This is a genomic window from Paenibacillus rhizoryzae, from assembly GCF_059686995.1.
In genome coordinates, this window is the sequence record NZ_JCAALT010000014.1 from 73,180 (window position 1) to 84,262 (window position 11,083).

General features: G+C 51.0%; 12 protein-coding genes. 6 read left to right on the forward strand and 6 right to left on the reverse strand.

The genetic code is table 11. The features are described 5' to 3' along the window. Window positions 1-2: 2 nt before the first annotated feature. A complete protein-coding gene (locus AC6ESO_RS28210; RefSeq protein ID WP_497094315.1) occupies window positions 3-896 on the reverse strand; it encodes a sugar phosphate isomerase/epimerase family protein in 894 nt (297 codons plus the stop codon). Window positions 897-1,082: 186 nt separating this feature from the next. Here AC6ESO_RS28210 and AC6ESO_RS28215 point away from each other — a divergent pair, with 186 nt between their 5' ends. Next, window positions 1,083-1,943, forward strand: coding sequence for a helix-turn-helix domain-containing protein (locus AC6ESO_RS28215; RefSeq protein ID WP_497094301.1), 861 nt, complete (start codon window positions 1,083-1,085; stop codon window positions 1,941-1,943). A 15-nt stretch (window positions 1,944-1,958) separates the two neighbouring features. Further along, window positions 1,959-2,501, forward strand: coding sequence for a GNAT family N-acetyltransferase (locus AC6ESO_RS28220; RefSeq protein ID WP_497094316.1), 543 nt, complete (start codon window positions 1,959-1,961; stop codon window positions 2,499-2,501). Between the two features lie 235 nt (window positions 2,502-2,736). On the opposite strand, the gene AC6ESO_RS28225 is transcribed toward AC6ESO_RS28220, so the two are convergent. The 4 genes from AC6ESO_RS28225 to AC6ESO_RS28240 all read right to left on the reverse strand — a co-directional run bounded on the left by AC6ESO_RS28225 (window position 2,737) and on the right by AC6ESO_RS28240 (window position 6,627). Further along, window positions 2,737-3,735: an aldose 1-epimerase gene (locus AC6ESO_RS28225; RefSeq protein ID WP_497094302.1), complete on the reverse strand. Its 999-nt coding sequence runs from the start codon at window positions 3,733-3,735 to the stop codon at window positions 2,737-2,739. Window positions 3,736-3,909: 174 nt separating this feature from the next. Continuing rightward, window positions 3,910-4,713 (reverse strand): alpha/beta hydrolase, encoded by an 804-nt coding sequence (locus tag AC6ESO_RS28230; RefSeq protein ID WP_497094303.1) that lies wholly within the window; start codon window positions 4,711-4,713, stop codon window positions 3,910-3,912. Further along, window positions 4,689-5,621, reverse strand: a complete 933-nt coding sequence (locus tag AC6ESO_RS28235) for an aldo/keto reductase (RefSeq protein ID WP_497094304.1) — start codon at window positions 5,619-5,621, stop codon at window positions 4,689-4,691. Before AC6ESO_RS28235 ends, AC6ESO_RS28230 begins: the two co-directional genes overlap by 25 nt. 19 nt (window positions 5,622-5,640) lie before the next feature. Then, window positions 5,641-6,627: a Gfo/Idh/MocA family protein gene (locus AC6ESO_RS28240; RefSeq protein WP_497094305.1), complete on the reverse strand. Its 987-nt coding sequence runs from the start codon at window positions 6,625-6,627 to the stop codon at window positions 5,641-5,643. Between the two features lie 156 nt (window positions 6,628-6,783). Here AC6ESO_RS28240 and AC6ESO_RS28245 point away from each other — a divergent pair, with 156 nt between their 5' ends. Then, window positions 6,784-7,389 carry a DedA family protein gene (locus tag AC6ESO_RS28245; protein WP_497094306.1) on the forward strand — a complete coding sequence of 202 codons (606 nt, stop codon included), beginning with the start codon at window positions 6,784-6,786 and terminating at the stop codon, window positions 7,387-7,389. Between the two features lie 65 nt (window positions 7,390-7,454). On the opposite strand, the gene AC6ESO_RS28250 is transcribed toward AC6ESO_RS28245, so the two are convergent. After that, window positions 7,455-8,240 carry an arylamine N-acetyltransferase family protein gene (locus tag AC6ESO_RS28250; RefSeq protein WP_497094307.1) on the reverse strand — a complete coding sequence of 262 codons (786 nt, stop codon included), beginning with the start codon at window positions 8,238-8,240 and terminating at the stop codon, window positions 7,455-7,457. 166 nt (window positions 8,241-8,406) lie between these two features. On the opposite strand from AC6ESO_RS28250, the gene AC6ESO_RS28255 reads away from it, so the two are divergent. The 3 genes from AC6ESO_RS28255 to AC6ESO_RS28265 all read left to right on the forward strand — a co-directional run bounded on the left by AC6ESO_RS28255 (window position 8,407) and on the right by AC6ESO_RS28265 (window position 10,894). Continuing rightward, the gene (locus AC6ESO_RS28255; protein ID WP_497094308.1) at window positions 8,407-9,357 is read left to right on the forward strand and encodes a nucleoside hydrolase; all 951 of its coding nucleotides are present in this window, start codon (window positions 8,407-8,409) and stop codon (window positions 9,355-9,357) included. A 113-nt stretch (window positions 9,358-9,470) separates the two neighbouring features. Continuing rightward, complete coding sequence (locus AC6ESO_RS28260) at window positions 9,471-9,965, forward strand: AraC family transcriptional regulator (protein WP_497094309.1); 495 nt, start codon at window positions 9,471-9,473, stop codon at window positions 9,963-9,965. A 35-nt stretch (window positions 9,966-10,000) separates the two neighbouring features. Further along, a complete protein-coding gene (locus AC6ESO_RS28265) occupies window positions 10,001-10,894 on the forward strand; it encodes a helix-turn-helix domain-containing protein (protein ID WP_497094310.1) in 894 nt (297 codons plus the stop codon). The last annotated feature ends 189 nt before the right edge of the window (window positions 10,895-11,083 follow it).

The window sequence follows — 11,083 nt, forward strand, 5'->3', positions numbered from 1 at the left end:
TTCTATACCGGATTAGGAACAAAGTCGCCGCCGCGGCAGCGTTTCAAATAGTTGAGACCGTGCACTTGACCTGTCATCTCCAGCTCATCCCTATAGACCGGATCATGCCAGCCCTCGATATCGATGCTGCCTTTGTAGCCGGCTTGACGCAGAATGGAGATAATATCGGTCCAGTTGGAATCGCCGAATCCCGGCGTCCGGTGCCAAACAAATTCACGCGGACCGTGAATGCCATATTCCTTCACAACATCCCATGCGATCGTAGCATCTTTGCCATGGACGTTGAATATTTTAGATGTCCATTTGCGAAGCTGCGGAATCGGATCGATCAGGCTCACCATCTGATGGCAGGGCTCCCATTGCAGGCCGATGTTGTCCGCCTTCACCGTATTGAACATCATTTCCCATGCCGTCGGGTTATGCGCAATATTCCATTCACCGCGCCCCCATGTACCGCCCATGTCGCAATTCTCGAACGCGATCCGAACGCCGCGTGACGCTGCCCGTTTGCTCAACTCACCGAACACTTCACCAAATCTCGTCATCGACTCGTCAATGCTGCCGGGCATTCTTCCCGTAAATCCGGTGACAAGGTCCGTGCCGAAAGCTTCTGCAGCATCTATTAACCGCTCCCAGCTGGCTAATGTATCATAGCTGTCGCCTGCGCCGGTGAGAGGATTGCCGAAAATGCCTAATGTCGAGATCACAATATCGCGCTCTGCCAGCTGTTCTCTGACTTGATGAGCGAGCTCCTTTAAATCTGTGCCTTGCGTCGTTTGCCAGAACGTTAAGCCGAATGACTCGAAGCCGTGCGGGATGATTTGCGGGATGACCGATGCTGCTGTACTTCCGTTAACAAGTGTTCCGATTCGAATATTGTTCACGATTTGTTCCATCACCTTTCCATCGATTCCAGATGCTCTATCTGCTCCTATCGTACCGAAAGCAGGAGGTTGAAACTAGAAACAAAATTGCGAACTATTCGTACAATCTTATGATCAGTTAGACAATAAAAGCGATTCCAATTGAGATTCAACCCGCTTATGACGTAAAATCGTACGTATAGACAGGAGGCTGTCCCAATGACGGTAAGTCCGTTTAAAGAGAATACCTGGATTCCCGACCGTACTTTTCCCATCAATGTGTTCATCGTGAAGGACGTGCATTTGCATTGGCATGATCATATGGAGTGGGTGTACGTCAAAGAAGGACGCGCCCGCGTGCAAGTCGATGCTTCGTTTATGCCTTTGAATAAGGGCGAATTAGCGTTTATCAATACGAAGCAGCTTCATGGCGTTGTCACGCTCGAGCCGGATACAGAGCTTATATGCATCGTGTTTAACGAGGCATTGGTGCGAGGAAGCGGGCTTGATATTACGGAGCATCATTATTTCGTGCCCTACTTGCAGCAGCAGGTGAAATGGCCAAGCTTGATGCAGGCGACAGCCCCCTACATCCATGAGATGAATCATTCCTTCGCGAAACTGGTAGAGGAATTCCAAGGGAAGCAGCCGGGGTATGAACTGCTCGTGAAAGCAGAGCTGCTGCGGATTTTCGGGCTTTATTTTCGATATGCCCAGCAGCACACGGACTTATCTCTGCCGCGTGCACAGAAACCCTATGATTTCTCGCATTTGCTCCAAACGCTGCGCGAGCGATACCAGGAATCGATCAGCGTGAACGACGCAGCGCGGATGGTGAATTTAAGTCCGACTCATTTCTGCAAAATCTTCAAGCAGGTCACCGGCAAAACCTTGATCGAATACATTCATATGCTGCGTGTGCAGGAAGCCGAGCGAATGCTGCTGGATACCGATTATCCTGTCGCCGAAATCGCCGAACGTGCGGGCTTCTCCAATATGACTTATTTTGGTAGAGTGTTCAAGAAGGTTCGTAACTCGACGCCGTCTGCAATCCGCAAGGGACATCTATCGCAGCCATGATTAGGAGGGACTTATCTGTTTCCGAGATTAGAAACCGAAAGGCTGATATTAAGAGAGCTAACTGACGCGGACGCAGCTGGGATATTGGATTGTTTCTCGAACGTGGACGTGATGCGTTACTATGGGCAAGAAACGCTCGAACGGTTGGAGCAGGCTGCCGCTTTCGTGGAGCTCTTTGCTCGAAATTATGAAGAGAAACGCGGTATGCGTTGGGGAATTCAGCGCAAAGACAGCGTAGATAACCGTATCATCGGCACGATTGGATTTAATGCATGGGCGCCTAAGCATCGCAGAGCCGAGATCGGCTATGAACTCCATCCGGATCACTGGCATAAAGGGTATGCGTCGGAGGCTGTTGCAGCGATCGTCGCCTACGGCTTTGAACAGCTTGATCTGACAAGAATCGGTGCCGTTGTTTTCCCGGAAAATAAGGCTTCACATGCCTTATTAACGAAGCTCGGCTTTCAGCAGGAAGGTGTCCTGCGAGCTTATATCGTACAGGACGGCAAGTCGTATGACACGAATGTCTACAGCCTACGAAGCCATTCATTAAAATAACGAAGTCCGCAGCAGCAGGCGACTCAACCCCTCCTTATGGAGTGAACGAGCCGGCAGCCGATGCGGACTTTGCCTACCTAGCAACATTTTCACTCCCGGCAGCCAGTCAGAATAGGCAATAATTGACTGCAATATCACCATCGAACCTATGTATTACAAGAAAATAGCGTCTCCTCCGATCTGACGAACGGAGGAGACGCTATTGAAGACCATAGAAGCAAAAACAGGCTGCAAATTAAGCTTTCTTCACGTAAAGGCGTCCCGTCTCTTCCCAAATCTCGCCCGGAGCAAGGCTGAACAAGCCGATTTCATCCGCAGGCATGTCCACATGCGGCGCATTCACGAGGTTGATTTGCGGCTCTGGGCAGAAGAAACCTTCTGTTGCGCCGTTATTCCAAATCATCCACTGCTTGTACGAAGTACCAACATCATAAACGAGCGTAATGCCATGTTTCGTATCGGTCAGCTCCATCCGGTTGCGTCCATTTTGGGCTGCAGCCGTATAGTGGTTGTCCAGCGATTCGAAGAACGGATAGACGCCGTCGCCTTTCATCAGCTCTTCGTTCGCAGACAGCGGCTGATGTTTGCCTGTCGGCAGCATGCGCTCGCTCATCTCCCAGCGCTCGCCGATCGTCAGCTTCAAGCGGTAGTCTTGCGCGGAACCGCCCGGAACGAACGGCGCATTCACCGAAGTATGGAAAGCGAATAAACATGGCATAACATCATCGCCATCGTTGCGAACCATTACATGCTGGTGCAAACCGTCTGCGCTGATCGCATAACGAAGTCTAATCGTGAATTTATGCGGCAGGTACGTATATACGGCACTCTGCTCATCGACTTGAAGCGATACAATTACATAACTCTCGCTCGCTGTTGTGCGGAATTCTTCAACCGCCCAAGTCTCGCTATGTACAAAACCATGCAGATGGTTGCCCGTTGCAGGTTCATTAACCGGGAATTGGTACGTACGTCCGTTCCAAGGAAACTTGCCATCCTCGAAGCGGTTCGGAGGAAATAAGACCGGAATCCCGTGAATGAAGGGTCTCGCCTTAAACGATTCCATTTCGTCCATTGTTGGTTCATGCAGATATTGAGTACCGCTTGCCACATCGCGGAAAGCGATCAGATTTCCCCCAACCTCGGGCAGAATTGCCGCCTCGTAGCGGTCATATCTCAACCAAACTGCCTTTTCTCCCTGATAGCTGCCTTCAAAAGCTCGATTCTCGTCCATCGTCAATTCTACTCTCCTTTAGCTTCTTGGATCGCACAGACTACCTCACTAGATTACCATAGCCATAAGGGGATAATCACCCGTAATCTTCAAAAAAAATCCTCCCCTGCAAGGACCGTCCACATCCGCGTGGACCGTACAGCTCACAAGAGAGGCCTACTGCCATACCATTTGCTAAAATCCGTTGCGCTTCAGCCAAAGTCCGCATACCGTTGTCCAGTTGGCCACATGCGGATCTGATTCCGCCAGTCCCAAGCCATGTGCGCCTTGCTCATATACATGAAGGTCAAACGGTACTCCTGCACGGCGCAGCGCCAAGGCGAACTGCAGGCTGTTCTCGACCGGAACTGCCCCGTCATCGGACGTATGCCAGAGGAAGGTCGGCGGCGTATCCGGTGTAACCTGCAGCTCATTGCTCAGCAGCTCGATCATCTCCTCGGACGGATTCGTGCCGAGTAAATTGATCCGGGAGCCCTCGTGTGTATACGGAGACTTCAACGTAATAACCGGGTAGCACAGTATTGTGAGATCCGGACGGCAGGACATGCGTTCAATCGGATCAGCCGCCTCCGGATTCCCTGCATCATAATGAGTGCCTGCTGTAGAGACTAAGTGTCCGCCCGCGGAGAAACCGAGAATACCGATCTTGCGCATGTTCACGCCAAGCTCTTCGGCATGAAGCCGAACATATCGAATCGCCCGCTGCGCATCATACAGCGCACTCGGGTACTGATAGGGTGCTACCCGATAACGAAGCACGAATGCCGATATGCCAAGACTATTAAGCCAAAGCGCGATCGGTTCTCCTTCATGATCGGCACGCATCCCATAGCCGCCGCCCGGGCAGACAATCACAACACTCTCGCTGCCTTGGGCCAAATAAGGCGTGAGAGCCGGACGATCCTCGTCGGTCGTTCCTGCAGCAAGCGGTGCACCTTCCGGCCATAGCTCGATTAGCGTGTCCGCAGATCCAACCATTTGATTTCCTCCAGCGTCAGAGTAATCGTTGTCGCTTCCAAACAAGATTTCATTTCCGCTTCATTCCGCGCTCCGATAATCGCTGCCGATTGGAACGATTGGTTCAGCACGTAGGCAAGCGCGATCTGGATCGTAGAGAAGCCTTTCTCTTTGCCCAGCTGCTCTGCACGGCGGTAACGTTCCCAATTGTCGTCATTGTAGAATACCCGCACCAAATCTGCATCTGTACGATCTTCAGCCGTAAAGCGGCCTGTGAAGAAGCCTCGTGCTTGTGCCGACCAAGAGAGCAGCGGCAGCTCCGTACGCTCATGCCAGCCCAGAATCTCCTCATCCACGCTGATACAATCCGCCCAATACGGCTCTTGTGCTTTCGCAAGACTTAGGTTAGGGCTGCTGAATTCAAAGCCGCGCAGACCATGTTTAGCCGCATACTCATTCGCTTCTTGCAGACGTGCTGTCGTCCAGTTCGAGCCGCCGAATGAACGAATACGGCCTGCTTCGATATGCTCATTGAGAATCTCAACGATTTCGCCAACCGGGACGTTAACATCGTCACGATGAAGAGCGTACAAGTCAATATAATCCGTGCGCAGGCGCTCCAAGCTGACCATCAGCTGGTCGTAGATGGCTTTCTTATTTACGGTCGGACCCTCGTGGTTCGGATGGCCGCCTTTCGTCCATACATTGATAGAATCGCGGTTTTTGCGCTCCTCCATCCACATGCCGATTGCTTGCTCGCTCTTGCCGCCGTAGTAAATAAAGGCCGTATCGATGGTGTTACCGCCGATTGCCGTAAACGCATCCAAATTCTCAGACACCAATTCATATACTTCTGGTGCAAAATAGTCCGATCCCATGATAAGCTGAGAGATGCCCTGCTTAACGCCGGGTAGTGTAATTTGTTTCATCGTTTCATTGACCTCCTAGTTAGATGCTAACCCGAGTACGTGAGTAAGCTGATTTCAAACAAGCATCAATAACTTTCATATTGGCCACTGCATCCGCAGGTGTGAAGGAAGCTTCTTTCTCGCCCCATACTACACGGGCGAACTCATCCGCTTGCAGCGCATATTGATTCAATGCCGGCTGCGTTACTTCACGCTTGCCGTCTTTCGAATGTACAAAGAAAGTAGGATTGCCGATAAACGCTTCAGGTACTTCAATTCGGCCGTCTGTTCCGATGATTTCAAGCGTGTTGCGGAAAGCCGCCCACATGCCGCAATCGAATGTCAGCGCTACGCTGTTCGGGAATTCCAGAATACCCGATGCCATCATATCGACATTGTCGTGCTCAGGGGAAATTAACGCATGGACGGTTGCCGCCTCAGGCTCAGCACCGAGCAGCAATCTTGCTGCACTAATCGGATAGCAGCCTACATCGTAGATGGAACCGCCGCCCCAATCTCTACGGTAACGCACGTTCTTGGAATCGCCTGCATTATTGAATGTGAACGTCCCATGAATACCGCGAAGCTCGCCGATTTCGCCCGAAGCGATAATCGCTTGAATATCCTCATAACGAGGGTGCAGACGGTACATGAACGCTTCTGCCAGGTGAACGCCGTGCTTAGCAGCAGCATCCGCCATGCGCGCAGCCTCTTCAGCATTCAGTGCGATTGGTTTCTCGCAAAGGACATGCTTGCCTGCTTCCATCGCACGGATGGACCATTCCATATGCAAATGATTCGGTAGTGGAATATAGATAGCATCGATATCCGCATCATTCAAAATTTCTTCATAGCTTCCATAAGCTTTGGCGATTCCGAGCTTCGCTGCGGTTTCTTCCGCCTTTGCCAAGTCACGGCTTGCAATCGCTGTCACTTCTCCGGTTTCGGATTGTTTCGTGCCCGGAATAACGGAATGTACGGCGATTCCGGCACAGCCGATAACGCCCCAACGCAATTTACGTGTCAATGTGATGGCCACCTTTTTAATAAATTGGATTCGACCCTAGTATAGTCCATAATGAGAAGGGAAGAAATATAAAACAACTTCATTTTCATATAACAAAAGCGTCCTCAAGGAAGTCGAATCCGACTTGAACCCGCATAAGAAAGTAGGCTGCACCGCTTGGAATATCTATTAGAACTGCTCATTTTCCGCTATGGATATATCGGATTAACGTTCGCGCTTGCCCTTGGCATTGTCGGTGTGCCCGTCCCGGACGAAGTACTGCTCACCTACTCCGGCTACCTTGCCGGCAACGGAACACTGCATCCGCTGCTTGTCGTGTTCTGTGCCTTTCTCGGTTCTGCATTAGGTATAACCTTGAGCTTCCTGATCGGCATCCGATTCGGGCTTCCTTTCCTGCTTAAATATGGTCCGAAAATTCACATCTCCGCTGCTAAGATTGAACGTGCGCAAGGGTGGATGAATAAATACGGCAACCTGCTGCTCATCCTGGGCTTCTTCGTTCCGGGACTTCGCCACATAACCGCTTATATGGCGGGGATGTCGAGGCTGAAATTCAGTACATTTATGCTTTATGCATACACCGGCGCGCTGTCTTGGAGCGTTCTCTTTATTTATATCGGCTTCCTGCTGGGCGATCGCTGGCTGCATGTCAAATATTACGTCCATCATTATGGACTTGCTTTCATGCTTTATGGCGGTATTTCGATATTCGCATTGCTCTGCTTCCGTATGCTGTTAGCGATGAGGAAAGTGAAAGCCTAACGACAAGAAAGCTCTACCGCAAGCGATCGACTGCGAGTAGAGCTTTTTTCTATTCCCCTATTAAATCAAAGCTTGATGCCAAAATACTTCTCCAGCGCTTCATCAAACTCTTGTTTCGTTCCTGTTTGCAGGATGACAGGTGCGCCCTCGCCAGCGAAAATACGGAATTCCTCTCCGGATACCGTATTGCGTCCTTCCTTTGTCCGGATGGCCAGGATCGGAGCTTTTCTGAAAACAGAATTCGGTGCATTCTCACACCAGAACGTCGCAAACTCATAATCGCCCGCAAGCTGCGGCTCTTCGGTAAAGGAATAAATACGGCTCCATTCCCCTCGCTTCAGTTCACACAGAAACCATCCAAACTCGCTGTCTCGCTCCATTCGATAGACTTCTTCACCTTGCGTCTGTTCCAATTTCTCAACCAGTTCAATCGGCCGGCGAGGTACGATGCCTCCAACGCCAACATCGACTAAATAGGTTTGCCCTTCAGCTTCTACCTTCAGCACATGATGGCGCCTTTTCGGCGGCAGCGAATCGACATCACGCCAGAAACGGGCAACGAGATCCGTAACCGGGTACCCCAGCTCCCTTAGCAGCCAGCCGAACAGCGCATTAAGCTCGAAGCAGTAACCACCGCGGCGGCGGTGAACGATTTTGTCCATGAGGGGGTCGATTTGCAGGGACAGAGGGATGCCGTTTATAATGTCCAAATTCTCATAAGGCACCGCGTGCAGATGACATTCTTGCAGACCGGCGAGCGCTGCTGCACTGCCGTCAAGCGGACCTTGGTAGCCGATCCTCTCGAGGTAGGCCGCAATTTCAGGTTTTACTTCTGTGCGATCAATCGACATCTTAGGTCTACTCCTTTGCCCTTACATCGTAAGGAATGAATACTACTAAGTTTAAATTTCATCGCGAAAATGTTCAATACTTTTCACCCTAATATTGGTGCTGGCGTGCCCGTAAGGTTATACTGGATTGTAGCATGATTTAACAACTGGATAAGGAGTAGCAAAAATGAACCAACAGAAAATGATCATCGATGCGGATACAGGGATCGATGACGCACTAGCCATCCTGTATGGCATCAAATCAGGTAAAGCGGATATCGTAGGGATTACCACGACCTTTGGCAATATTCCCGTTGATCAGGCAACCGAGAATACGCTGCGAATCCTGAAGCTAGCCGGTCAAGAAAACAAAATTCCCGTCAGTCAAGGCGCTTCACAGCCCCTTACTCGTAAAGTAGAAGTTTTCCCTACGCATGTGCATGGCGTTAACGGAATCGGAGACGTAGAAATTCCCGCATCTATGCAGCGTCCTGTTTCGGAACCCGCAGCCGATTTCATCGTTCGCACGGCAGATGAACTGCAGAACGAGCTCGTAATCGTTGCGCTCGGCAGACTCACTAATATCGCGCATGCGCTGAAGAAAGACCCTGAGCTCCCGTCCAAAATCAAGCATCTCTACGTGATGGGCGGAGCCGTTCACGTTGCCGGCAATGTGACGCCGACCTCCGAAGCGAACATTTGGGGCGATCCGGAAGCAGCCGACTTCGTCTTCCAATCCGGCTTGAAGATCACGATGGTTGGTTTGGACGTCACCTATCAAACGCGGCTTCGTCAATCTCATCTGGATCTGCTGGAGCAAACCTGCAAGCCGGAGAATCGCGAGATTGTCAGCTTCCTGAATCGGTCCATGTCCTACTACTTCAATTTCTACCGCCAGTCGGATGCTTTGCAGCAATGTGCGCCTATGCATGACCCTCTTGCGGTGCTAGTTGCACTGGAGCCCGGCATTGTGCAGACGCAGCAAATGCATCTCTCGGTGGAATGCAAAGGTGAGCTAACCCTGGGTATGACCGTTGCTGACCTGCGCAGAAAGCCGGCTGTCGGCTCCCCGGTTGACGTTTGCATTCACGTTGATTCGGATCGCGCAATTGATCTTATATTGGAAGTGTTTATATAGAGGCGTGGGGACAGGGCAGCATTTGCTGTGCTGTCCCTTTCTTTTTGTTCATTGACTAGGAACTGACGTTCCCTTAATATGGAAATGTATGAATCTTCCTTAGAGGTGATTAGGTGAGACAGCTGAACATTTCGGTATTGCCGGAGAAGAGGGCTCAGATTGTTGATCATGCGGAAATGAAATTGATCGGCATCCCTTGCATTGGCCTCCAAGACATGGGGAGCAAGTACCGTCACGCCAAAGAAAGCTTGCTTGGACTTGCCGCACATATGCCTCAGATTATTGACGCTTCCGTACAATATGGCATGTGGCCGCAGGTTGCTGGGCAGCATGTTCCGAATACGCATGCTTATCTATTATCCGTTGAAGTTTCTACATTTGATGGAATACCGGAATGGTATGCGCGTGTGACCGTCCCCGCTCAAAGCTGTGTCGTAGCAGCCAGCCAAGACGGTGATTTTGACGGCGCCGGAGAAGTTGTCGACGCCTTTATTGTTGAGAATGATTTGCAGCCAGATCCGCAGCCACGAGACTATATCATCTGCGAACGCTATCGCTATAATGCCGAAGGTTTCGCGCGGTACTCATTTCCAATTCTTAAGCCGTAAGAACCTAAAAACCAGTCCCCCACCAGGAGGAACCCATGACCGTATTCCGAGGTGAGAATTACTTCCATCAGGAAGATTTCCCCTTCCATATTGATCGCTACACCATCCAGAAGGGCGAGCATATCCCTTCGCATACGCATGACTTTGTGGAGCTTGTCTTCGTCGTGGAAGGGAGCGCGCTTCATGAAATGTCCGGCCATACGTACCAGCTTGTTGCCGGTGATGTTTTCGTGCTGGAGCCCAACGTCTATCATAGCTATACCTGCTCACCGGAGAAGGAGACAATTGTGTACAATGTTCTCTTCGAGGCATCCTTTCTTCAGCGCGAGATGGAAGTGCTGCAGCAGATGCCGTCTTTCGTCAACTTCTTCTATCTGGTCCCCTTTCTGCGCAAAACGCAATCCTTCGTGCCCTATCACTCCCTTCAGCCCAGTCAGAAGCTTCAAATCCAATCCCATTTGCAGATCATATACGATGAATTCCGTCAGCAGCGGGAAGGCTATCAGCTCATTATTAAGACGCGATGGATTGAATGTCTCGTCTGGCTTAGCCGGTTCCACCACGAGAACCGCAATACGCTGCAGCCCGCTGCCGTCAGTGACAAGGAATGGATGGAGTCCATCGTCAACTTCGTGGAGCTGCATTATTACCAGCCGCTCACCTTGCAGCAATTAAGCCAATTATGCGGCATGAGCGTCTCTTCGTTCACCGCCAAGTTTAAGGAAACGACCGGCCTCAGCCTGCTCGAGTATAAGCACGCCGTCCAAATCCGGCATGCCGTGAATCTGCTTGAGACCACCGACAACAAGGTGCTCAACATTGCCCTCGACGTCGGCTTCAACGACGTCAGCTTCTTCAACCGCATGTTCCGCAAACACACCGGCCAGACCCCCGGTGAATACCGCCGGCGGTTGCATGCGCGAACCTAGCTGAGGTCTACTTGCGAGCCCCCATCAGCGAATTTCACTCATGAAGCTCACCTAGAGATCTACTTGTGAGCCGAATCGGCGAATTTCACTCATGAAGCTCACCTAGAGATCTACTTGTGAGCCGAATCGGCGAATTTCACTCATGAATCTCACCTAGAGATCTACTTGCGAGCTGATTCGGCGAATTTC

Bases quoted from the DNA above. Each gene is read 5' to 3' on its own strand.
- AC6ESO_RS28210 (WP_497094315.1), bottom strand. From the start codon at position 896: ATGGAACAAATCGTGAACAATATTCGAATCGGAACACTTGTTAACGGA.
- AC6ESO_RS28215 (WP_497094301.1), top strand. From the start codon at position 1,083: ATGACGGTAAGTCCGTTTAAAGAGAATACCTGGATTCCCGACCGTACT.
- AC6ESO_RS28225 (WP_497094302.1), bottom strand. From the start codon at position 3,735: ATGGACGAGAATCGAGCTTTTGAAGGCAGCTATCAGGGAGAAAAGGCA.
- AC6ESO_RS28230 (WP_497094303.1), bottom strand. From the start codon at position 4,713: ATGGTTGGATCTGCGGACACGCTAATCGAGCTATGGCCGGAAGGTGCA.
- AC6ESO_RS28235 (WP_497094304.1), bottom strand. From the start codon at position 5,621: ATGAAACAAATTACACTACCCGGCGTTAAGCAGGGCATCTCTCAGCTT.
- AC6ESO_RS28250 (WP_497094307.1), bottom strand. From the start codon at position 8,240: ATGTCGATTGATCGCACAGAAGTAAAACCTGAAATTGCGGCCTACCTC.
- AC6ESO_RS28255 (WP_497094308.1), top strand. From the start codon at position 8,407: ATGAACCAACAGAAAATGATCATCGATGCGGATACAGGGATCGATGAC.
- AC6ESO_RS28265 (WP_497094310.1), top strand. From the start codon at position 10,001: ATGACCGTATTCCGAGGTGAGAATTACTTCCATCAGGAAGATTTCCCC.